We start from the raw sequence: 20,751 nt of genomic DNA, 5'->3' as shown, positions 1-20,751 counted from the left end.
GACCTCTCAGCCGTCGATCACGTCGGTGATCGTCTTCGCGTCCGACGTGATGTCGTCGCTGCTGACCAGGTCGCTCGCGTCGCTCTTCAGCAGGGCCGACAGCGTCTTCACCCGCTCGGTCGCCTTCCCGGAGGTAAAGACCGCCTTGCGCACCGAGGCGAGCGCCGAGTCGTAGAGGGCCGAGAGCGTGTCGTCGTCCATGAAGCGCTCGGCGAGGATGTTCCCGCCCATGCCTCCGCCGCCTGCGCCGCCGTCGCCGCCACCCTGGCCGCCTCCGTCGGGCATCTCGCCCCCGTCGGGCATCTGGCCACCGCCGGGCATCTGGCCGCCGGTCGGGGCGTCGCCCCCGCCGTCGCTCGCCGCACTATCGCTCGCCGCGTCGTCCCCGCCGCCGTCGCTCGCCTGCGCGCCGCCGCCGGGGGCGCCGCCTCCGCCGCCCATCCCCATGCCGCCGAAGGAGAGGTTCTGGTCCCAGGCGACCACGGACCACTTCTTCGCCGAGGGGTCGTAGTGGAGGTAGGAATTGTTGCCCGGGCCGGCGATGTCGTCGGTGTTCTGGACGAGCTCCTGCACGGCGAGGTAGGTCGCGAAGCCATCCACGTCGAACCTGTCGTCCAGGCCGGAGGCGAAGTCATCGTCCTCGGAGTCGTTGACGAACTTCAGGAAGCTGCCGAGAGCCGCGAAGACGTCGTCCTCCTCGAGGCCGTCGGCCACGAACTTCGCGTCGAAGGCGTCCGCGTAGTCGTCGGCCGTGTCCCCGCGGTAGGAGTAGTCGCCCTCGGAGTCGGCCTTGAGGGTCGCGCCGGTGCCGTCGAAGGCGTCGTCGTTCCACTGGTCGTCGTCCGGGACGTCGAGCACGAGGCGCAGCTGCGCGTCGGCCCCGTTCACGCTGAACCGGGTATAGGCGTACTGCTCGGCGGGGACCTCGGCGAGCGCGAGCACGTCGAGCGCGACCGCCTCGTTCATCGAGGTCTCCGTGTTGTTCCCGCGCACCACGAAGCGGCTGCGGCCGCTGAAGCTCTGATCGTCGGTGTACTTGTCCAGGCGGATCATCCAGGGCAGGCCCGTGGGGTCGTCCTCGGAGACGGCGCCGTCGCCCTCGTCATTCACGCCGCCGGGGAACCCTCCGCCCGCGCCGCCGCCCGCATCCGAGGCACCGCCCGCATCCGATGCCCCGCCGCCGTCCGAGGCAGCAGCGGAGGTGCCGGAGGCGGCAGCGTCCCCGCCGCCGTCCGAGGCGGTGCCTCCGTCCGACGCAGTGTCGCCCCCGCCGTCGGACGCCGCGGCGTCGCCGCCCCTGTCGGATGCGGCGGCGTCGCCGCCCCCGTCGGATGCGGCGGCACCGCCGGGCCCTCCGCCCTGTCCGCCGGCGAGACTGCGCAGGCTGGAGTTGCCCTTGAGCTTCATGCCGGCCTTCTTGAAGACCTTGCCGTCGATCTCGACGTCGGCCTCGATCCAGTTCTTGTCCTGGCTGGAGACGTAGGCGTCGATCATCTCGTCGTAGTCGTCCTCGTCGAAGACGACGGACAGGGTGTGGATGCTCTTCTGGTCCCAGAAGTCGCCGTCGACCACGCCGCTGACGGTCTCGCCGTCGAGCGTCGCCGCGTCCGACGAGGAGGTCGACCCCTTGCAGCCCGCGGCCAGGAGCGCGATGCCGCCGACCCCTCCGGCGGCGAGCAGGCCCCGCCGGGTGGGCGAGCCGAGGGACGTCTTGAGGGACGAGGCGGGGGTCGTGGTCGAGGTGCTGGTGCGGTGTGAAGACATGCCCGGGACGCTACGGACGCCCCTTAGCCCTCCCGCATGGCCGGGCTGTGCATCGCCTGTGCCTCCAGGGCTGGACCCCGCGGCCGACCCTCGCGCGAGCGTGCGCTCCGAGATCCGGCCGACGGGCGGGCGCTCACCACCTCACCCCAGGGCGCGGACGGCGTCGACGACGAGCCGCCAGAACCCCGGTGCATCCAGCGCGGTCGCGACCTGTGTGCGGCAGCCCTCGCGGTCGGTGCCGGGCCGCAGGTCCGCGACCGTCATGCCGCGGGTGAGGTCCCCGCGGGTCTCGACGCGCAGCGGCGCCCGGCGCGTGCGCACCACGGAGGGGTCGATGAGGTAGGCGATCGTGCAGGGGTCGTGCACGGGCGGGTCGTCGAAGCCCTGGTTCTCCTGGTAGGCGCGGCGGAAGAACGCCATCAGCCCCAGGAAGAACTCGGCGAGCTCCGTGCCGAGGTCTCTGATCTGCTGCTCGACCTGGGCGGTGGCGAGGGCCTGGTGGGTCAGGTCCAGGCCCACCATGGTGAGCTCCCAGCCGGCGTCGACGACGATCGCGGCCGCCTCCGGATCGGCCCAGATGTTGAACTCGGCCACGGGCGTCACGTTGCCCTCGTGGTACCCGCCGCCCATGATCACGACCTCGCGCACGCGCTCGATGATCGCGGGCTCGAGCCGCGCGGCGAGCGCGAGATTGGTGAGCGGTCCGGTGCCGACGAGGGTGATCTCCCCGGGCTCTGCCGCCATCACGGTCTCGACGATGAACTCGACGGCACGCTGGCCCGCCACGGGCACCGTGGGCGCGGGCAGCTCGACCCCGTCCAGGCCGCTCTCGCCGTGGATGTCGCCTGCGACCTGCACGTCGCGCAGCAGCGGACGGGCGCTCCCCCGGTGCACGGGCACGTCCTGCCGGCGGCACATCTCGAGCACGCTCTGGGCGTTGCGGGTGATCTTCTCGACCGTCTGGTTCCCGCCGACGGTCGTGATGCCCCGCAGCTCGATCGCCGGGGAGCCGAGCGCGAGCATGATCGCGACGGCGTCGTCGTGCCCGGGGTCGCAGTCCAGGATGATCCTGCGGGGGTGGTCGGTCCGGTGGTCGGTCCGGTGGGTCATGCTTCGCTCCGCTCCGTCGACGATGCCCTCGGCCGACGTCATCCCGTCGGCCGCATCGGGCCCGCCCCATTCTCCGGCCTCCGGCGCACGCCGGTCATCTCAGGCGGGGATCGCCCCGCGTGAGCCGCCCCCTCGACGCCAAATGTCAACACTGCTTACACTGGGCGCCATCGACCTCGCGCCGTGCCCGCCGACCGCGGCGGACGGCCCTGCGAGGACGGACCACGACCGGAAGGAGCCGCCCGGTGCAGACGATCCTCGGGGCGAGCGGACAGATCGGCACGGAGCTCGCCCGCGCCCTCCATGACGAGTTCACGACGGACCTGCGCCTGGTCAGCAGACATCCGACCCCGCTCCACGAGACCGACACGACCCTCGCCGCGGACCTCCTGGACGCGGAGCAGACGAGCCGCGCGGTCGCCGGCAGCGAGATCGCCTATTTCACGGCCGGTCTGCCGCCGGACGGGAAGCTGTGGGCCGAGCAGCTGCCGGTGATGATGCGCAACGTCATCGACGCCTGCGCCGCCCACGGCACGAAGCTCGTGTTCTTCGACAACACGTACATGTATCCCAAGACCTCGACCCCGCAGAGCGAGCAGACCCCGTTCCGGCCCGTCGGCCGCAAGGCAGTGGTCCGCGCGAGGATCGCCGAGATGCTGCTCGAGGCCATCGACCAGGAGAGGATCGAGGGCGTCATCTGCCGCGCCCCCGAGTTCTACGGCCCCGGCAGGACCCAGTCGTTCACGACCTCCCTGGTCTTCGACCGCATCACCGGCGGCGAGAAGCCGCGCGCACCCCTGACCGATGACACCCTGCGCACCCTGATCTGGACGCCCGACGCGAGCCGCGGCATGGCCCTGATCGGGAACACGCCCTCGGCCTTCGGACGGACCTGGCACCTGCCCGTCGACCCCTCGCCGATGACCTACCGCACCCTCATCGCCGACCTCAGCGCGAGGGCCTGGGGCCGCGACATCGACTACTCCGTGATGCCGGCGTGGCAGTTCCGCCTCGCGGGCCTCGTCTCGAAGCCGGTGCGGGAGATCTGGGAGCTGCTCCCCCGCTACGCCGTGAACAACATCTTCCTGTCCGACGAGTTCCGCCGGGCCTTCCCCGCGTTCCGCGTCACCACCTACGCCGAAGGGGTGCAGGCCCTCGCGGACGCCGCCTCCCGCAGCTCCTCCACCAGCGAAGGGACCTCCCGATGACCTCCGTCCTCATGGTGCTCTCCGGCGCCGACCACTGGACCCTGCGCGACGGCACCGAGCACCCCTCCGGCGTATGGGCCGAGGAGTTCGCCGTCCCCTACGAGGCCTTCCGGGACCGGGGCTTCGACGTCACCGTCGCCACCCCCGACGCGAAGGTCCCGACGATCGACCGGCTCAGCCTGGGCATCTCCGGCGGGATGCCCTGGACCACGCGGAGGATCGCCCGGAAGATCCAGGATCTCCGCCCCGTGCTGCAGTCGCCCGAGGACCTCTACGAGGTCGACCCCGACGCCTTCGACCTGCTGTTCTACTCCGGCGGCCACGGGCCGATGGAGGATCTCGCCCACGATGCGGCCGACGGCCGGATCCTCACCCGCCGTCTCGCGCAGAACCGCCCGCTCGCGCTGCTCTGCCATGCCCCCGCCGCGATGCTCACCGCGGAGGGCGAAGACGGCTCGTGGCCGTTCGCGGGACGTCGCCTCACCGCGCTCTCCAACGCGGAGGAGCGGCTGAACCCCTTCGCATGGAAGGCGACGTGGTGGCTGGAGACCCGCCTGAAGGAGAAGGGGGCCGACTTCTCGTCCGGCCTGCCGCTCCGTCCCCACGTGGTGGAGGACCGCAGCCTGCTGACCGGCCAGAACCCGCAGAGCTCGCAGCGCCTGGCCGAGCGCTGCATCGAGATGCTCGACCGCTGAGACAGCGCGTCGAGCGGCCACCGACGACCGACAACGCACACCTCGTACAACCCAGAGGAGACATGATGTCGAACCTTCCCGAGCCGATCACTCCCGTCCTCGAGCCCGAGGCGGCGCAGCTGAGCGCCGACACCGATCCCCACCCGCGCATCTACGAGGTCCCGCCGGAGCAGGGGCGCGCGATCCTCGCCGACCTGCAGAGCGGTGAGGGCGTCGAGCGACCCGACGTCGAGGAGGAATGGGTCGAGGTCGACGCCGGCCAGTGGGGCACGGTCCGCACCCGGATCGTCCGTCCCGCGGGAGTCACGGGCGATCTGCCCGTGCTGGTCTACATCCACGGCGCGGGCTGGGTGTTCGGCGATGAGCACACCCACGACCGCCTGTTCCGCGAGCTCGTCGTGGGTGCGCACGCCGTGGGCGTCTTCCCCGTCTACGACCGGGCACCGGAGGCGAGGTACCCCACGCAGGTCGAGCAGAACTACGCGGTGGGTCGGTGGGTCCTCGCGCACGGCGCGGAGCACGGCATGGACACCTCACGGATCGCCGTGACCGGTGAGTCCGTGGGCGGATGCATGTCCACCGTCTTCGCGCTGATGAACGCCGAGCGCGGCGGCATCGGCCTGAAGGCCCAGTGCCTGCTCTACCCGGTGACGGACGCCGATTTCGATACCCCGTCGTACCTGCAGTTCGCCGAGGGCTACTACCTGACCCGCGAGGGCATGCAGTGGTTCTGGGACCAGTACACGACCGACCCCGCCCAGCGCGCGGAGAAGTTCGCCTCGCCCCTGCAGGCACCGAGCGAAGACCTCGCGAAGCTCCCCCGCAGCCTCGTCATCACCGATGAGGCCGACGTGCTGCGCGACGAGGGCGAGATGTACGCGAACCGTCTGCGCGAGGCCGGGGTCGACGTCACCTCGGTGCGCGTGGCCGGCATGGTCCACGACTTCCTGCTCCTGGACAGCCTGCGCGACACCCGAGCCGCGAGTGTGGCCCGCGGCCTCGCGATCGACTTCCTGCGGGACGCGCTCGCACAGGACTGAGGACGCCGCCCCGTGAGCGGGGCGGGGCTGTGCAGCCGACGGGGCCTGTCGGCAGACCGCGCCGGCACGCCCCGTCGGCCGTTCAGCGGGTCCGGACGCCGACGGTCGCGGCGACCGTCGTGCGCACCCGCTCGTCGATCTCGTCGCCGGTCGCGGGGACCAGGTTTCCGTACAGGTACAGGCAGGCCATGCCGTGGACCAGGGCCCACAGCCCGGTGGTCACCGGGGTCGGTTCCTCGACGGCGAAGACCCGCTGGACCACCGCATCGAGATGCGCGTGGATCTGCTCGGTGATCCGACGCCGCGCGGGCTCGGTGCGGCCGCCCTCCCCCAGGAACATGACGCGGAACAGGCCCGGGCGGCCGAGCGCGAAGCGCACGTAGGCGACGCCGACGTCGGCCAGCTGCGAGGCGTCGGCGGGCTCGGGATGCTCGGCGCCGAGCGCCGCCATCAGATCCTCGAAGCCGACGGCGGAGACCGCATCGAGCAGGGCGCGCCGGTCGGGGAAATGACGGTACGGGGCGGCGCTGGAGACGCCCGCCTCGCGCGCGACGGCGCGCAGCGAGAGGTGCGTGTCGCCGTCGGCGTCGAGCATCGCGATCGCGGTGCGCACGAGAGTCGCCGGCAGATCCCCATGGTGGTACCTGGGCCGATGCTGCGCGGCCGATCCTTCATTCACGGCTGGAGGGTACCAAGGTGCGCATGCCCCTCACCGGGCCGGGGCGGGGGTCCGATCGGCTCACCAGGTCCCGCGCGAGGCCGCCGCGTGGAAGCCTGCGCGCACGTGCTCGAAGCCCCGGGGGTCGCGCGTCGGATGCACGCGATTGGTGAGCAGGCAGAACCAGCGGTCCCGATCCGGGTCGATGACGAGGCTGGTGCCCGTGAAGCCGGTGTGCCCGTAGGCGCTCCCGCCGAAGGTGCCGTCGAGGAAGCCGCAGCGCTCGCGCGGCCACCAGCCGAGTGGACGGCCGCCGCTCCGGCCGGTCATCGCGTCCTGCAGGTCGGGCTCGAGCAGGCTCCCCCGCAGCAGCGCGGCGCCGAGCTGGCCGAGGTCCTCGGCCGTGCCGAACAGGCCCGCATGACCGGCGACCCCGCCCAGCACCTCCGCGTTCTCGTCGTGCACGGTGCCGCGCACGAGCCGGTCGCGCCAGGGGCAGCGCTCCGTGGCGACGGCGCCGCCGGGATCGACGGGGCCGTAGCGGGTGTCGTCCATCTCCAGCGGACCCGTGATCTCGCGATGCACCAGGGCCTCGAGCCCCGCGCCGCCCGCCTCCTCGGCCACCAGGCCCAGGGCGATGAAGCCCATCGAGGAGTAGCACCACCGGCCGGGAGTCGTGAACTCCAATCGCGCGAGGGCATGCAGCAGGGAGTCCCGGTCCTCGTGCTCGCGGAACAGCGGGGTGGGCCCCGGGGCTCCTGAGGTGTGCGTGAGCAGCGAGCGGAGGTCGGCGCGCGCCATGGGCCCGTCCGGCCAGTCCGCGAGCACGTCGCCCACCCTCGCGTCCAGTGCGACGAGTCCGCGGTCCGCCAGCCGCAGCAGGGTGAGCCCCACGATCGGTTTGGTCACCGAGGCGAGGTCGAACCGGGTGCGCGGGCCGATCGGGGTCGCGTCGTCCTCGCTCGGCGTGCCGAGCACGCCGCTGCCGAGCGTCCCGGACGAGGATCCAACCGCCCACGAGGCGGCGCTGAACTGCCCCGCAGCGCGAGCGGTCTCGAGAAGGACCGTCAGCTCGGCGGCGGTGTCAGCCGGCATCGCGAGCCCGGGTCCCGATGTCCCGCAGCGTCCTCGCGTGCGAGGCCAGGAGGTCGGCGGCGCTCGCGCTCTGCGGGCGCATGAAGGCGAGGCCCACGAGCGCGAGCCGTTCCCGGCCGTCGTCGTCGATGGGAGCGCTGAGCGTCCACAGGGACCGGGACGGGTACTCGTCGACCGGCTCGCCCGGATCGCGGCGATCGCCGTCATCGCCCCAGACCGGATGTGCCGGGAGCTCCTCACCCACCTGGACGTCGAGCGGGATGCTCTGGGTGTTCTCGAGGTCCAGGACCACCGCCCGCTCGTCGAGCACGCCGACGCGCAGAGCCACGTGACCGGTGGCGCGGGCGAGGGCGCCGAGCGATTCCCGGATCACGCCGCCCATCCGGTCCCCGCGCACGACGGAGGCCGCGAGGCCCTGCAGCCGCGGCCCCGTCGTGTACATGCCGCGCTGTGGCGAGCGCACGTACCCCTGGACGCTCAGGTCCAGGAGCAGCCGCCGGCACGTCGACTTGCTCGTGCCGCTCGCGGCGGTCAGCGCAGCGAGGCTCAGCGGCTCGCCGCTGCTCCCCACCGCACGCAGGAGCGCCGTCACCTTGTCCGCGACGGACCGCGCCGCCTCGTTGACCTCTTCACCCATGGCAACTATGGTAATCGACATTCGTGCCACTGAGTGGCACACCCGTTCCATTGAATGGCATTCCTCATCGAGGAGGGATCTGCGAGCCATGAGCCCGACCGCACCACCCATGCCCACCCGGCGCACGGCGCTGCGCCTCGGGGCGGCCGGTTCGCTGCTGGGCGCCGTCGGCCTCACGGCCGGCTGCGGCTCCGCCGCGGATCCGGACGGGGCCCGGGCCCTGAGGATCGCCCAGCCCAGCGAGCCCACGGGGCTGGACCCGCACCTGGAGAGCGGCCTGGACGGGATGAACGTGCTGATCAACATCTTCGACACGCTCACCATGCGCGATACGCAGAACGAGCTCGTCCCCCGCCTGGCCACCCACTGGGAGGCCACGGACGAGCTCCACTGGCGCTTCCGCCTGCGCACGGACGTCACCTTCCACAACGGCGAGCCCTTCGATGCCCGCAGCGTGAAGTTCTCGATCGAGCGGCTGATCGACCCGGACACCGGATCCACGATCGTCGAGCTGCGCTCCGTGGACCACGTCGAGATCATCGACGACCACACCGTCGACATCGTGATGGCCGAGCCCGACCCGGTCATCCCCGAGAAGGTCTCGCTCTTCGGCGGCGTCATGCTGCCCGCCGCCCACTTCGCCGACGTCGGCGCGGAGGGCTTCGCCGCGCACCCGATCGGCACGGGCCCGTTCCGCTTCGTCTCCTGGCGCAAGGCCCAGCTGCTGCGCCTGGCCGCGTACGACGACCATTGGAACGGCAGGCCCGCCTTCGACGAAGTGCACTTCACCGCGATGCCGAACCCGGCGTCGGCCCTCGCGGGCATCCAGAGCGACGCCGTCGACCTGGTCTCCGCCCTCGACCCCGAGGCGGCACTGCAGCTCGAGGGCTACAAGGACGTCTCCCTCATCACGCACCCGGGCATCCGCATGTACTTCGTGGTGCTCGACACCGAGCACGAGGTCCTGAAGGACGCCCGCGTGCGGCGCGCCCTGAACCATGCCGTGGACGTGCCGCTGCTGATCAGCGCCGTGCTCAACGACTCCGGGCGCGAGGCCGCCACGATCGTGCCCCGCGAGGCGTTCGGCTACGACCCCGATGTGAAGCCCCCGGAGCGGGACCCCGACGAGGCGCGCAGACTGCTCGCGGAGGCCGGCCACGCCGACGGACTGACGCTGTCCTTCACCGCCTCGAACAAGGACCAGCTCATCTCCCAGGCCCTCGCCGGGATGCTCGAGGACGTCGGCGTGACCCTCGAGCTCGAGATCCTCGAGCCCGGCACCTTCGCCGAGCGGCTCGCCTCGGACGACCCCTCGTCGCTCGGATCCATGTATCTCACCGGAAGCACCGGCTGGACGCTCGACGGAGAGGCCACCATGCAGTCCTACATCCGCTCGGATCGCAAGCGCAGCAGGATCCGATCGTCGGAGGCCGACGAGATGATCGACGCGCTCGAGCAGACCATCGATCCGGACACGCGCCTGAAGACGTTCCACCGCATGCAGGAGTGGCTGCACGACGAAGCGCCCTTCCTGTTCCTGTACCAGGCGGACCAGAACTTCGCCTCGAACACGCGCGTCGAGTGGACGCCGAACGTGAACGGGACGCTCGCGATGGAGACCGCCCGATGACCCCGGGACGCAGCCGACTGCTGCGCGCCGCCGCGACGCGCCTGATCTCCTCACTGCTGGTGCTCTGGGCGGCCGTGACCGTGGTCTTCGTGCTCTCCCGCGCCTCGGGGGATCCCGTGGCGCTGCTCCTGCCCGACGACGCGAGCGCCGATCAGGTCGCCCAGATGAAGCAGACCCTCGGGCTCGACCGTCCGCTCCCCCTGCAGTACCTGGACTTCCTGGGCGGGATCCTCCACCTCGACCTCGGCACCTCGCTCGTCTACAAGGAGCCCGTCACCTCGCTGATCCTCGAGCGGATCCCCGCGACCGCGCTGCTCGCCGCCGCCGCTCTGCTGATCACCGTCGTGGTCTCCTTCCTCGCGGGCAGCATCAGCGCCATGCGCCGCGGCACCGCGCTGGATCGCGTCGTCATGGGCGGGGTGCTGGTGGGACAGTCCACCCCCGCGTTCTGGGTCGGCATCCTGCTGGTCCTGCTCTTCGGCGTCACGCTGCGGGTGCTGCCCGCCGCCGGCTACGGGACGCCCGCGCATCTCATCCTCCCCGCCACCACGCTCGCGATCTTCTCGGTCGCCGTGGTCTCGCGGCTCCTGCGCTCCTCGCTGATCGAAGTGCTGGGCCAGGACCATGTGCGGACCGCGCGCGCCAAGGGCGCGGGCGAGTCCCGAGTGCTCATGGGCCACGCCCTGCGCAACGCCTCCATGCCGGTCATCACCGTGCTCGGCCTCGAGCTCGGCTCCCTGCTGGGCGGGGCGATCCTCACCGAGCAGATCTTCAACTGGCCCGGCATCGGCCGGCTCACGATCGACGCCATCAGCGCCCGGGACTTCCCCCTCGTCCAGGGCACCGTCGTGCTGTTCGCCGCGACCTTCATCCTCGTGAACCTGCTGGTCGACCTGTCCTACGCCATCATCGACCCCCGAGTCCGGAGTGACGCATGAGCTCCACGCAGATCCCCCTGACCGCTCCGGACCCCGCGGACCCCGAAGGGCCCGCCGGGCCCGCGTCCGGCGCGGGAGGCGCCGCCCGGCGCAGGCGCGCGGACATCACCCTGGTGCTGTCCACCGGGTTCCTCGCCCTCGTCGTCCTCCTCGCGCTCATCGGCCCGCTCCTGGTGGGCGACCCCGATGAGCAGAACCTGCTGCAGCGCCTGGCCCCGCCCGGAACGGCGGGCCACCTGCTGGGCACCGACCAGCTCGGGCGGGATGTCCTCGCCCGGCTCGTCGTCGGCAGCCGCGTGTCCGTCCTCGTCGGCATCACCGCGGCGCTCCTGTCCGGTGTGATCGGATCCGTGATCGGCATCGTCGCCGGCTACACGGGCGGATGGACGGACCGGGTGCTCATGCGCCTCACGGACGTCCAGCTCGCCTTCCCCACGCTGCTGCTCGCGCTCGCGGTGATCGGCTTCGTGGGCCCCGGCCTGTGGAACGTGATCATGGTGCTCGGCATCACCGGCTGGGTCTCCTACGCCCGGGTGCTGCGCTCCGAGGTGATCTCGCTGCGCACCCGCGAGTTCGTCGAGGCCGCGAAGGTGATGGGCGTGCCGGGGCACAGGATCATGGCGCGCCACATGCTGCCCAATGTCACCGGACCCCTGATGACGATCCTGACGCTGCAGGTGGGAACGGTCATCCTCGCCGAGGCCGCCCTGAGCTTCCTGGGCCTCGGCGTCCCCTCCAGCATCGCGACATGGGGCTCGATGCTCTCGGACGGCCAGCTCTACATGGGCACCGCCTGGTGGCTCGCCGTCCTGCCCGGCTCCGCCCTGCTGCTGACCGTGCTGTCGATCAACGTCGCCGGGGACGCCGTGCGCGACCGGTGGGATCCGAGGACGTACACCTCATGAACGCACTGCTCACGATCGAGGACCTCCACATCTCCTTCGCCTCCCGCCGCGAGCACGTCGCCGCGGTCCGGGGCATCGACCTCACCGTCCACGAGGGCCGCACACTCGCGCTCGTCGGAGAATCGGGCTCGGGGAAGTCCAGCACCGCGCTGTCGGTGCTGCGGCTGAACCCGGAGCCGCCCGCCGTCTACCCGCGCGGGCGCATCCTGCTCGACGACCGCGACCTGCTGCGTCTGACGCCCCAGCAGCTGCGCGCGGTGCGCGGGCGCGACATCTCGATGGTCTTCCAGGACCCGATGACCACGCTGAACCCGATGCGCACGATCGGCAGCCAGCTCATGGAGGTCATGGCGATCCACCGCACGGGATCCCGCTCGCAGCGTCGGCATCGCGCGCTCGAGGCCCTCGAGCAGGCACGGGTGCCGGACCCGGAGCTGCGCGCACGGCAGTTCCCCCATCAGCTCTCCGGGGGCCTGCGGCAGCGCGCGATGCTCGCGATGGCGCTGATGAGCCGGCCGCGACTGCTCATCGCCGATGAGCCCACGACCGCGCTGGACGTCACCACCCAGGCGGAGATCCTGTCGCTGTTCCGCACCGTCCAGGAGGAGACCGGGATGGGGATCCTGCTGATCACGCACGACCTGGGCGTCGTCGCCTCCCTCGCCGACCAGGTCGCGGTGATGCACGAGGGACGGCTGGTCGAGCAGGGCGACGCCCTGCAGGTCTTCGAGCAGCCCCGCGACGACTACACGCGCTCACTGCTCGAGGCCACTCCCCGCCTGCAGACAGGAGCGTCCGCATGAACCGGCAGAGCACCGCCCGCGCGCCCGAGGACGCCCCCGTCGTGAGCATGCGCGGCATCTCGAAGACCTACCGGCAGCGGCGCCGGAAGAACACCGTGCTGCAGGACCTGGACCTCGACATCCTCCCGGGCGAGACGCTCGCCCTGGTCGGGGAGTCCGGCTCGGGCAAGACCACGCTGTCCCGCATCGTCGTGGGCCTCACCGATCCCGACGCCGGACGCATCCTCACCGACGGCAGGGACCTGACCCGCCATCGCCGGCAGGCATCCGCCGAGCGCGCGCTGCTGGTGCAGATGGTGTTCCAGGACCCGTACGCGAGCATGAACCCGCGCATGCGCATCCGTGACGTGATCGCCGAGCCGCTGCACACGCATCGGCGCACCTCGCTGGGGACGGCGGGGATCCGACGCCGGGTCGGCGAGCTCCTGGAGAGCGTGGACCTCGAACCGGCGATCGGCGAGAGGTACCCGCACGAGTGCTCCGGCGGCCAGCGGCAGCGGATCGCGATCGCCCGCGCCCTCGCTCTCGAGCCGCGCCTGCTGGTGCTGGACGAGCCGACGAGCGCCCTCGACGTCTCCGTGCAGGCGAAGATCCTGGACCTGCTGGCCGAGCTGCAGGAGCGCACCGGCGTGGCCCTGCTCTTCGTCACCCATGATCTGGCGGTGGTCTCGGGGATCGCCGATCGGATCGCCGTGATGGCGGCAGGACGCCTGGAGGAGGTCGGCCCCTGTCGTGAGGTGCTCGCCGCGCCCTCGTCCGAGGTCACCCGGCGGCTCCTGGACTCGGTCGCACACCCGGACCCGCGTCGGGCGAACCCGAAGCTGCTCACCCGCTCGGGCGCGGCGTCGGGTCCGACGGACGATGCCCGCCGCGCAGCAGCGCCCGTGCCCGGGCCCGCGGACGGGGACGGGGACGGGGACGGAGACGGGGGCTCAGCATGACGTGCGCGCGCACCGATCTGCCCCGGTCAGGGCGCGGGCACGATCCCGCGGTGCAGCAGGTACGCGACGCCGCCCAGCAGGGTCGCATCGTCCTCCGGGGTCACGTTCGTCCGCAGGCGGGGCTGCGTCTCCCCGCCTGTGCGGGAGAGATCGCGCAGCGTCGCGAGGATGCGGGCGCGGAATCCCTCGGACGCCTGCGCCGCCTCGCCGTGGAGCACGAACAGGCCCGGCGTGCACAGCTGCTGGATGTTGGCGAGGCCCACCGCGATGTTGTCCGCGTACTCGCCGACGACCGCAGCCGCGCGCGGGTCCTCCGCCGCGCACTGCTCCCAGTCGGCGAGACCGGTCGCCGGGATGCCCAGCTCCTCGCCGCACGCCTCGAGCCAGGCCGTCGTGGCGATGGTGCGCCAGCAGCCCTGCTTCCCGCAGCTGCAGGTCAGCTGCCCGCGGGCGACGGTCATGTGCGCCCCGCTGCGTCCGCCGTCGGGCGCGAGGATCGTTCCTCGGTAGAGGATGCCGACGCCCAGGGTGGAGCCGGTGGCGACGGAGGCGAAGGTCTCCTCCCCCTGACCGGCGCCGAAGTAGTGATCGCCGTGCACCTGGAGGCGCGCGCGGTGCTCGAGCAGGGTGGGCGCTCCGACGAGCTCCCGCAGCCGCGAGCCGATCTCGCATCCTTCGAGGGACGGCATGTCCACGACCTGCAGCATCCGCCCGCCCGCGGTGTCGAGGACTCCCCCGGCCGAGATGACGCAGCCGCTCAGCGCGCTGCCGCGGGCGAGCCCCAGCGCCACCCGGTCCACGTGCGCGAGGATCTGCTCCCGCCCGGCCGATGGGTCGAAGGCGAGCTCCCGGCGAGTGCGGAACCTGCCCGTCGCATCGATGAGAGCGCCCTGCACGCGCCCGGGAAGCAGCTCGAGAGCCAGGAACGCACCCTCGCGCGATGCAGGGGGTTCGAAGGGCAGCACGCGAGCGGTCATCCCGCCACAGTAGCGAGGCCGGCAGCACCCGATGCATGCCCGCGAGCCCGCGGACGCACGCCCCGAGCCCACAGACGCACGTCCGCGAGCGCGGCCACCACCCCACAGAAGGAGATCCCATGCCGCATCTGGCCGAGATGACGAGGAAGCAGGTCGCAGATCTCGCTGCGCACGGCGTCGCGGTGCTCCCCATCGGCTCCCTCGAGCAGCACGGGGACCACCTCCCCCTGGGCACCGACTCCCTCCTGGTCGAGGAGGTCGTCGAGAGGGCGCTGGCCGATCGGGCGGACACGGCGCTGTGCCCGCCCCTCCCCTACGGCTTCAGCGGCCACCACCAGTTCGCGGTGGCGCTGAGCCTCCCTCCGAGGACCCTCCTGGACGTCCTCGGGGCTCTCCTCGACTCCCTGGTGGCCGCCGGGTTCCGGCGGATCCTCGTGGTCAACGGGCACGGCGGGAACACCGAGATGATGAGCCAGGCGGTCAAGATCGCAGCTCTGGAGCACGAGATCCTCGCGGCCTGCTGCAGCTACTGGGAGCTGCTCGAGCCCCGCCCCGGGGCACCGGGCCACGCGGGCTCCTTCGAGACCTCCCTCATGGAGACCGCGCATCCCTCGCTCGTCCGCCCGCCCACGGACGGTCCCCGGGAGCTTCCGCTCTTCGATCGCCGCATGGTCCGCGGCCTCCACGTCGAGAGGCACGGCGAGTGGCCGCGCTCGGGAGGCATCACGGACGACCCCGGCCTCGCGGACGCCGCCGAGGGTGCGGCTGCCCTCGCGGAGGCCGCAGCACGGCTCACCGAGTGCGTGGACGCCCTCCTGGACCTGGACCTCCCCTCCGATGCCCCGACCCCCTCCACCCCCGAAGGAGCAGCCCGATGAAGATCGTCGACCTCGAGGTCCACGTCGTGAACCTCCCGATGAAGCAGGGATTCACCTCGTCGTTCGAGACCAAGCGCGGCGAGACCCGCACCATCGTGCGCCTGCGCACCGACGACGGGGTCGTCGGATGGGGCGAGACCATGTGGGGCGCGCCCGTCGCGCGCCTCGTCCGCCAGCTGGCCGACGACGTGATCGGCACCGACCCGCGCGAGCTCGAGGCCTTCCACGCGCGCCACCGCATGCTGCCGTTCTTCCACGGGTACCTCGGCTACGCGGCCCTGGCCGCGATCGACGTCGCCTGCTGGGACGCCATCGGCAAGGCCGCCGGGATGGGTGTGGTGGACCTGCTCGGCGGCCGGGTCCGCGAGCAGGTCCCGCTCACGGCCCTGATCACCCGGTCCGACGGCGACGCCCGCGACTATCCCGGCTCGCTGGCGGACGCGACCGAGAAGATCGTCGCGGAGAACAGCTTCACGGCCGTCAAGCTCAAGGGCAGCACCGACGCCCGGGCCGACGTCGCGATCATGGAAGCCCTGCGCGAGCGGCTCCCCGACGTGGAGCTGCGCGTGGATCCGAACGCCGCCTGGAGCGTCCCCGAGTCCGTCCGCGCCGGTCACGCGCTGGAGCCGCTCGGGCTCGAGTACCTCGAGGACCCGTGCCAGGGGCTCGAGCAGATGGCGCAGGTGGCGCGCGCCGTGCGGATCCCGCTGTGCACGAACATGTGCGTGGTGCGGTGGGAGGATCTCGCCCCCGCCGTGCGGCTGGATGCGGTGCAGGTGATCCACGGGGACGTCTTCAAGTGGGGCGGCATGGCGATCACCAAGCATCTCGCCGCCCACTGCGAGGCGTTCGGCCTGGGCATGAACCTGCACAGCGGCGGGGAGATGGGCATCGCGACAGCCGCCCACCTCGCGATTGCCGCGAGCACCCCGGTTCTCTCGGGCGCGATCGACTCGATGTACTACCTGCACGATGACGACATCATCGACCCACTGCCCTTCGAGGGCGGGTGCCTGCGCGTGCCCGACGGTCCCGGTCTGGGAGTGGACGTCGACGAGGACAAGCTCGCGCACTATGCGCGGCTCAACGAGCGCGAGGGAGACTTCACCGGATGACCCGCGATCCTTCCCTCCGCGCGCTCCTCGCCTCTCTGCTCGTCATCGGATGGGATTCCCCCGAACCCACTCCCGAGCTCGAGCGGCTGCTCGACCAGGGGCTGGGCGGCGTCATCCTCCACAGTCGCAACGTGCGCACGGCGGCGCAGCTCCGCCGCACCCTGGCCACGCTGCGCGAGCACCACGGCGATCTCGTGGTCGGCGTGGACCAGGAGGGAGGGCGCATCAGCCACCTCACCCGTGCCGACTGCCCGGAGTCCCCGGGAGCCGCGGCGCTCGCGGTCGTGGACGACGTGCACGTCACGCGGGCATGCGCCCAGGAGCTCGCCGCGCACCTGGCGGGACTCGGCATCGACGCCAGCTACTCGCCGGTGGTCGACGTCCAGAGCGATCCGGACAACCCGATCATCCGCACGCGGTCCTTCGGGGAGGACCCGGCGCTGGTCTCCCGCCACGCCGTCGCCTGGATCGAAGGGACCCAGTCCCTCGGCGTCGCGGCCTGCGCGAAGCACTTCCCGGGCCACGGCGCGACCGCGGTCGACTCCCACCTCGGCGACGCCGTCGACCGGCGGGACTGGGCGCAGATCGAGCGGGTGGATCTCGCGCCGTTCCGCGCCGCGGTCGACGCGGGCGTCGCCCAGATCATGACCAGCCACGTCCGGTTCCCCGCCCTCGATGACACGCCGACCACGCTCAGCCGGCGCCTGGTCACCGACATCGCCCGCACCGAGCTCGGCTTCACGGGAGTGATCATCAGCGACGCCCTGGAGATGGCGGCGATCGCGAAGCGGGTCGGGGTGGTCGACGGCGCGGCACTGGCCCTCGCCGCGGGCGTGGATCAGCTGTGCATCGCAGAACCCGATCCCGGTCTCCACGAGCAGGTGCTCGATCGGCTCGAGCTGGCCGTCGCGGACGGCGAACTGGATGTCCGCAGGCTCGAGGCGTCGTCGGCCCGCATCCGGGGGATGCACCGGGCGGCACGGCAGGTGCGGGAGCGCCGCGATGAGACCACTGGCCCGCCGGCCGATGCGAGATGGAAGGACGCAGGAGCGGATGCTGCGCGCCGAGCAGTGGACGCGACCGACGCGCTGCCGGCTCTCACCCGGCCCGTGGTCATCGACCTCTACCGTCGTCCGAAGCCGGCGCTCGAGTGGGACGGCTGGGACCTCGCGACCCTGGTGCGCGAGCGATGCGACGGCGCCGACGGCCTCAGCACCACGAGCGAGGATCTGGACATCGGGAGCGCTCTCGAGCTCGCCGCGGGCCGCAGCCTCGTTCTCGCCGTCCAAGACCCCCTCGTGAACCCCTGGCAGCAGCCCCTCGCCGAGGAGATCCGCCGTCGGAGGCCCGATCTGACGCTCGTCTCCACCGGTCTCCCCGACCCGGGGACACGGCTGTGCAGCTTCGGGCGCGGCTCCGCGAACCTGGTCGCAGCGGCCGAAGCCATCGCCAGCGCAACGGGTCCCACCGACGCGCACCCTGCGTGATCGCCACCGGCACCCGGTCGCCCGTCCGCAGCCGGCCGCGCGCGGTCGTCGCCGCTGGTGGAAGGGGCCTCGGGCCTTGCAGCAGTCGAGGGATCCGCTGCCGGGCGCCGGAGCGGGCGATGCAGATCGTGCGTGCTCACCTGCCGCCGTGCACCACTGCCACGGCCTCCCGCCTCTCGCTCACCCCGAGCTTCGCGAAGATCGCGTTGATGTGGGACTTCACGGTCGAGACGCCGAGGAACAGTCGTTCGGCGATCTCGGGGTTCGTGGCTCCGTCGGCCATCAGCTCGAGCACCTCGGCCTCGCGGACGGTGAGGTCGGGGAACCGCTCGCGCACGCTCGTCGGCTGCGCTTCGGGCAGCCCGGCGACCACACGGCCCGCGATCCGGGCGTCCAGCGGGGTGCCGCCTTCCGCGGCGGCACGGATCGCCGCGACCATCTCCTCGCGGCCGGCGTCCTTGGTGAGATAGCCGGCAGCGCCGGCGCGCAGCGCTGCGTCGATGCTCGCGTCGTCCGCGAAGGTGGTGAGGACCAGGACGCTCACGCCGGGGGCGCTGCGTGCGAGCGCGGCGGTCGCCTCCGCGCCGCCCATCCCGGGCATGCGCAGGTCCATGAGGACCACGTCGGGCGCGAGCTCCTCGGCGAGCGCGACCGCACGCTCGCCGTCCTCCGCCTCGGCGAGAACCTTGATGCCGTCCGCGAGCGAGAGGACGGTGACGATGCCGTCGCGCACGAGGGCCTGGTCGTCGGCCACCAGGATGCTGATGCTCATGGACTTTTCTCCTCGTCGTCGGGCACCACCGCGGCGAGCGGGACGCTCGCAACGGTCTCGAAGACGCCGCCGGCCCGCAGACGGGCGCTCGCCGCACCGCCCACGGCCTCGCAGCGCTCGCGCATGCCCACCAGCCCATAGCCGCCGCCCGGGCTGCCCGGCCGCGGCCCCCGGCCGATCAGGTCGGCCGAGCCCGCTCCGTCGCCGACGTCTCCGTCTGCTGCCTGCACCCTGCAGCGCAGCACCGCTTCGTCGCCCTCGGTCGAGAGATCGAGGGCGGCCGACCGACCGGGGGCGTGACGCCGCGCGTTGGTGAGCATCTCCTGCGCAGCCCGCACGAGCGCATCGGCGCGGGACGGTTCGAGGGAGCGCAGGGCATCGAGGCCCGCTCGACGCTCCGAGGCCACCGCGGTCCCGACGCCTCTCGCTGTCCCGGCCCCGACCGGCGTTCCCGTGCCGACCGGCGTTCCCGCGCCGACCGGAGTTCCCGCGCCGACGGCTGTTCCGGCACCGGCGGGCTCCGGCGAGAGCAGCCCGCCCAGGTGCACCTCGCCGCCGCTGTCGCGGTGCGCGGCCGCGGCGTCCTCGATCCCGGCGATCACCTCGCGCGGCGTCTCGCGGAGGGCCGAGACCGCGTCACGGGACTCGGCGAGGCCGTCGGCGGCGAGCCCGCGCGCCCTGCGCAGCCGCGCCTCGAGCTCGTCGAAGCGGCCGGCCTCGGCGAGCGCCACGGCGGCGTCGAGCTGGAGGGTGAGGGCGCCGAGGGAGTGCGCGAGGACGTCGTGCAGGTCGCGGGCGATGCGCGCCCGCTCCACGAGGGCCGCGTTCTCCGCGCGCTCGCGCTGGACGGCGAGCTGCTCCTGGAGGAGGGCGCGCTCGCTGTCCGCCGAGCGGACGCGCTGGGCGCGGAAGCGGCCGATCAGCGCCGCTCCCCCGCACACCAGCAGGAAGATGATCAGCAGCTCGACCTTGGCCCCGGTGGCGAGCGCCGAGCCGACGAGGGCGAGCGCATCGGCTGCGAGGACGACGGCCATCACGTCCGTGCGCCGCTCGGGCCTGCGCACCAGGCGCACGATGCCGGCGATCGCGACGGGCATCAGCGCGCTGCCGGTCGTGAAGGTGAGCGCGCACGCCGCGATCTGCGAGACGGAGAGGGCGACGGTGCCGACGCGGATCGCGCGCGGCCCTGCATGTCGGTACTGGTCGGTGAGGGAGCCCAGCACCATCTCCGCCGCCCACAGCACGACCACGCCGAAGGCCGCCGCACGCAGCGCCGGGGTCTGCACGTCCCACGCGGTCAGCATGAAGAAGACGGCGAGCGCGAGGGCGAGCACCAACGTCAGCCCATCGACACGGCGCTCCCGGCCCGGCGGAACAGGGCCGACGGACCGCGCAGGACCGGCCGACGGCGCAGCAGCGCTCGTCGGCCGGGGTCCTCGCGGTGTCGAGATCACCCGCGCGATCCTATGACCTGGTCGCCGCGTGCACGATGGTGAGGTTCTCGGCGCTGCGGGGGCGGTGCGTCGCCACGGCCGCGCTGATCAGCCGGGCGAGCCCGACCGACAGCAGGATCATGCCCGTGGTCCGGGAGTTCTGCGCCCCGGTGAGGGCGACCACGGCGAGGGACATCACCACGCGCACCGCGATGTAGGCGATCCAGAGGGCGAGGCCCCACCAGCCGCCGCGCATCTCGAGCGAGCCGTCGGCGCTGGGTCGCACGGTGCTGACCAGGCCCATGACGAGGCCTGCGCCGACGGCGAAGACGGCCGTGAGCACGAGGTATCCGAGGGTGACGGCGTCGATCGGGGCCTGCCGCAGCTGCTGGAGCACCAGCAGCGCGCCGACCACGCTGAGGATCGTGCCCAAGCGCTGCATCCTGGCGACCTCTCGCCACTGCAGCTGCCGGTACAGGATGAGGCCCAGCGCGGCGAGCACGATCAGGCCCTCGAGCAGGGCGTTCCAGGGGATGGCGGTGGCGTTCATGATCTCCTCCGAGGATCGGGTGGCCGGCCTCTGCGGGCCGATGACTCGATCCTTCGCCACGACGCGTCCCGGGCGAACCGCCCGCGGGTGGAGAACAGGGTGGAGATGCCGGTGG

General features: G+C 72.3%; 20 protein-coding genes. 11 read left to right on the top strand and 9 right to left on the bottom strand.

Annotation, left to right across the window (positions count from 1 at the left end):
* Nucleotides 1-6: 6 nt before the first annotated feature.
* Nucleotides 7-1,764 carry a CotH kinase family protein gene (locus tag FHG10_RS15595; protein ID WP_152354263.1) on the bottom strand — a complete coding sequence of 586 codons (1,758 nt, stop codon included), beginning with the start codon at nt 1,762-1,764 and terminating at the stop codon, nt 7-9.
* A 141-nt stretch (nt 1,765-1,905) separates the two neighbouring features.
* Nucleotides 1,906-2,874: a uridine-preferring nucleoside hydrolase UriH gene (gene uriH, locus FHG10_RS15590; protein WP_152354262.1), complete on the bottom strand. Its 969-nt coding sequence runs from the start codon at nt 2,872-2,874 to the stop codon at nt 1,906-1,908.
* Nucleotides 2,875-3,119: 245 nt separating this feature from the next.
* Here uriH and FHG10_RS15585 point away from each other — a divergent pair, with 245 nt between their 5' ends.
* The 3 genes from FHG10_RS15585 (at nt 3,120) to FHG10_RS15575 (ending at nt 5,817) form a co-directional block, all read left to right on the top strand.
* A complete protein-coding gene (locus tag FHG10_RS15585) occupies nt 3,120-4,082 on the top strand; it encodes an NAD-dependent epimerase/dehydratase family protein (RefSeq protein ID WP_152354261.1) in 963 nt (320 codons plus the stop codon).
* A complete protein-coding gene (locus tag FHG10_RS15580) occupies nt 4,079-4,777 on the top strand; it encodes a type 1 glutamine amidotransferase domain-containing protein (RefSeq protein ID WP_152354260.1) in 699 nt (232 codons plus the stop codon). Before FHG10_RS15585 ends, FHG10_RS15580 begins: the two co-directional genes overlap by 4 nt.
* A 62-nt stretch (nt 4,778-4,839) precedes the next feature.
* Complete coding sequence (locus FHG10_RS15575) at nt 4,840-5,817, top strand: alpha/beta hydrolase (protein ID WP_227488309.1); 978 nt, start codon at nt 4,840-4,842, stop codon at nt 5,815-5,817.
* Nucleotides 5,818-5,899: 82 nt separating this feature from the next.
* Here the strand turns inward: FHG10_RS15575 and FHG10_RS15570 are convergent, their stop codons facing one another.
* The 3 genes from FHG10_RS15570 to FHG10_RS15560 are packed head-to-tail and all read right to left on the bottom strand — an operon-like array spanning nt 5,900 to nt 8,207.
* Complete coding sequence (locus FHG10_RS15570; protein ID WP_227488308.1) at nt 5,900-6,496, bottom strand: TetR/AcrR family transcriptional regulator; 597 nt, start codon at nt 6,494-6,496, stop codon at nt 5,900-5,902.
* A gap of 60 nt (nt 6,497-6,556) precedes the next feature.
* On the bottom strand, nt 6,557-7,570 hold the full coding sequence (locus FHG10_RS15565; RefSeq protein WP_152354258.1) for a serine hydrolase domain-containing protein: 1,014 nt from the start codon (nt 7,568-7,570) through the stop codon (nt 6,557-6,559).
* Nucleotides 7,560-8,207: a helix-turn-helix domain-containing protein gene (locus FHG10_RS15560; RefSeq protein WP_193636350.1), complete on the bottom strand. Its 648-nt coding sequence runs from the start codon at nt 8,205-8,207 to the stop codon at nt 7,560-7,562. Before FHG10_RS15560 ends, FHG10_RS15565 begins: the two co-directional genes overlap by 11 nt.
* 88 nt (nt 8,208-8,295) lie before the next feature.
* Between FHG10_RS15560 and FHG10_RS15555 the strand changes: the two genes are divergently transcribed.
* From FHG10_RS15555 to FHG10_RS15535, 5 genes are read left to right on the top strand one after another with little or no spacing between them, the layout of a single operon-like run.
* Nucleotides 8,296-9,837 (top strand): ABC transporter substrate-binding protein, encoded by a 1,542-nt coding sequence (locus FHG10_RS15555; RefSeq protein ID WP_152354256.1) that lies wholly within the window; start codon nt 8,296-8,298, stop codon nt 9,835-9,837.
* The gene (locus FHG10_RS15550) at nt 9,834-10,775 is read left to right on the top strand and encodes an ABC transporter permease (RefSeq protein ID WP_152354255.1); all 942 of its coding nucleotides are present in this window, start codon (nt 9,834-9,836) and stop codon (nt 10,773-10,775) included. Before FHG10_RS15555 ends, FHG10_RS15550 begins: the two co-directional genes overlap by 4 nt.
* Nucleotides 10,772-11,680, top strand: a complete 909-nt coding sequence (locus FHG10_RS15545) for an ABC transporter permease (RefSeq protein ID WP_152354254.1) — start codon at nt 10,772-10,774, stop codon at nt 11,678-11,680. The genes FHG10_RS15550 and FHG10_RS15545 overlap by 4 nt, the downstream gene beginning before the upstream one ends.
* On the top strand, nt 11,677-12,483 hold the full coding sequence (locus tag FHG10_RS15540) for an ATP-binding cassette domain-containing protein (protein WP_152354253.1): 807 nt from the start codon (nt 11,677-11,679) through the stop codon (nt 12,481-12,483). Before FHG10_RS15545 ends, FHG10_RS15540 begins: the two co-directional genes overlap by 4 nt.
* Nucleotides 12,480-13,424, top strand: a complete 945-nt coding sequence (locus FHG10_RS15535; protein WP_152354252.1) for an ABC transporter ATP-binding protein — start codon at nt 12,480-12,482, stop codon at nt 13,422-13,424. The genes FHG10_RS15540 and FHG10_RS15535 overlap by 4 nt, the downstream gene beginning before the upstream one ends.
* A gap of 26 nt (nt 13,425-13,450) precedes the next feature.
* Here the strand turns inward: FHG10_RS15535 and FHG10_RS15530 are convergent, their stop codons facing one another.
* A complete protein-coding gene (locus tag FHG10_RS15530) occupies nt 13,451-14,401 on the bottom strand; it encodes an ROK family protein (RefSeq protein ID WP_152354251.1) in 951 nt (316 codons plus the stop codon).
* Between the two features lie 119 nt (nt 14,402-14,520).
* Between FHG10_RS15530 and FHG10_RS15525 the strand changes: the two genes are divergently transcribed.
* Genes FHG10_RS15525 through nagZ form a run of 3 tightly spaced genes read left to right on the top strand, consistent with a single transcriptional unit; the run spans nt 14,521 to nt 17,881 of the window.
* Nucleotides 14,521-15,279: a creatininase family protein gene (locus FHG10_RS15525; protein WP_152354250.1), complete on the top strand. Its 759-nt coding sequence runs from the start codon at nt 14,521-14,523 to the stop codon at nt 15,277-15,279.
* Nucleotides 15,276-16,394 carry a mandelate racemase/muconate lactonizing enzyme family protein gene (locus tag FHG10_RS15520; RefSeq protein ID WP_152354249.1) on the top strand — a complete coding sequence of 373 codons (1,119 nt, stop codon included), beginning with the start codon at nt 15,276-15,278 and terminating at the stop codon, nt 16,392-16,394. The genes FHG10_RS15525 and FHG10_RS15520 overlap by 4 nt, the downstream gene beginning before the upstream one ends.
* Nucleotides 16,391-17,881, top strand: coding sequence for a beta-N-acetylhexosaminidase (gene nagZ / locus FHG10_RS15515; RefSeq protein WP_152354248.1), 1,491 nt, complete (start codon nt 16,391-16,393; stop codon nt 17,879-17,881). The genes FHG10_RS15520 and nagZ overlap by 4 nt, the downstream gene beginning before the upstream one ends.
* Nucleotides 17,882-18,017: 136 nt before the next feature.
* Here nagZ and FHG10_RS15510 read toward each other — a convergent pair whose 3' ends face one another.
* The 3 genes from FHG10_RS15510 to FHG10_RS15500 form a co-directional block, all read right to left on the bottom strand.
* On the bottom strand, nt 18,018-18,653 hold the full coding sequence (locus FHG10_RS15510; protein WP_152354247.1) for a response regulator transcription factor: 636 nt from the start codon (nt 18,651-18,653) through the stop codon (nt 18,018-18,020).
* Nucleotides 18,650-19,987, bottom strand: coding sequence for a sensor histidine kinase (locus FHG10_RS15505; RefSeq protein WP_152354246.1), 1,338 nt, complete (start codon nt 19,985-19,987; stop codon nt 18,650-18,652). The genes FHG10_RS15510 and FHG10_RS15505 overlap by 4 nt, the downstream gene beginning before the upstream one ends.
* A 130-nt stretch (nt 19,988-20,117) precedes the next feature.
* A complete protein-coding gene (locus tag FHG10_RS15500; RefSeq protein ID WP_152354245.1) occupies nt 20,118-20,636 on the bottom strand; it encodes a hypothetical protein in 519 nt (172 codons plus the stop codon).
* Nucleotides 20,637-20,751 lie beyond the last annotated feature (115 nt).

The organism is Brachybacterium subflavum (assembly GCF_009299795.1).
In the GTDB taxonomy this organism is placed as follows: Bacteria; Actinomycetota; Actinomycetes; order Actinomycetales; family Dermabacteraceae; genus Brachybacterium; species Brachybacterium subflavum.
The sequence above is the reverse complement of the archived record's forward strand: the minus strand, read 5'-3'. Positions and strand labels throughout refer to the sequence as shown.

What these genes read in the sequence shown, in the direction of transcription:
- FHG10_RS15595 (WP_152354263.1), bottom strand. Translation starts at nt 1,764, where the DNA reads ATGTCTTCACACCGCACCAGCACCTCGACCACGACCCCCGCCTCGTCC.
- uriH (WP_152354262.1), bottom strand. Translation starts at nt 2,874, where the DNA reads ATGACCCACCGGACCGACCACCGGACCGACCACCCCCGCAGGATCATC.
- FHG10_RS15580 (WP_152354260.1), top strand. Translation starts at nt 4,079, where the DNA reads ATGACCTCCGTCCTCATGGTGCTCTCCGGCGCCGACCACTGGACCCTG.
- FHG10_RS15575 (WP_227488309.1), top strand. Translation starts at nt 4,840, where the DNA reads ATGATGTCGAACCTTCCCGAGCCGATCACTCCCGTCCTCGAGCCCGAG.
- FHG10_RS15565 (WP_152354258.1), bottom strand. Translation starts at nt 7,570, where the DNA reads ATGCCGGCTGACACCGCCGCCGAGCTGACGGTCCTTCTCGAGACCGCT.
- FHG10_RS15560 (WP_193636350.1), bottom strand. Translation starts at nt 8,207, where the DNA reads ATGGGTGAAGAGGTCAACGAGGCGGCGCGGTCCGTCGCGGACAAGGTG.
- FHG10_RS15555 (WP_152354256.1), top strand. Translation starts at nt 8,296, where the DNA reads ATGAGCCCGACCGCACCACCCATGCCCACCCGGCGCACGGCGCTGCGC.
- FHG10_RS15550 (WP_152354255.1), top strand. Translation starts at nt 9,834, where the DNA reads ATGACCCCGGGACGCAGCCGACTGCTGCGCGCCGCCGCGACGCGCCTG.
- FHG10_RS15545 (WP_152354254.1), top strand. Translation starts at nt 10,772, where the DNA reads ATGAGCTCCACGCAGATCCCCCTGACCGCTCCGGACCCCGCGGACCCC.
- FHG10_RS15540 (WP_152354253.1), top strand. Translation starts at nt 11,677, where the DNA reads ATGAACGCACTGCTCACGATCGAGGACCTCCACATCTCCTTCGCCTCC.
- FHG10_RS15535 (WP_152354252.1), top strand. Translation starts at nt 12,480, where the DNA reads ATGAACCGGCAGAGCACCGCCCGCGCGCCCGAGGACGCCCCCGTCGTG.
- FHG10_RS15530 (WP_152354251.1), bottom strand. Translation starts at nt 14,401, where the DNA reads ATGACCGCTCGCGTGCTGCCCTTCGAACCCCCTGCATCGCGCGAGGGT.
- FHG10_RS15525 (WP_152354250.1), top strand. Translation starts at nt 14,521, where the DNA reads ATGCCGCATCTGGCCGAGATGACGAGGAAGCAGGTCGCAGATCTCGCT.
- FHG10_RS15520 (WP_152354249.1), top strand. Translation starts at nt 15,276, where the DNA reads ATGAAGATCGTCGACCTCGAGGTCCACGTCGTGAACCTCCCGATGAAG.
- nagZ (WP_152354248.1), top strand. Translation starts at nt 16,391, where the DNA reads ATGACCCGCGATCCTTCCCTCCGCGCGCTCCTCGCCTCTCTGCTCGTC.
- FHG10_RS15510 (WP_152354247.1), bottom strand. Translation starts at nt 18,653, where the DNA reads ATGAGCATCAGCATCCTGGTGGCCGACGACCAGGCCCTCGTGCGCGAC.
- FHG10_RS15500 (WP_152354245.1), bottom strand. Translation starts at nt 20,636, where the DNA reads ATGAACGCCACCGCCATCCCCTGGAACGCCCTGCTCGAGGGCCTGATC.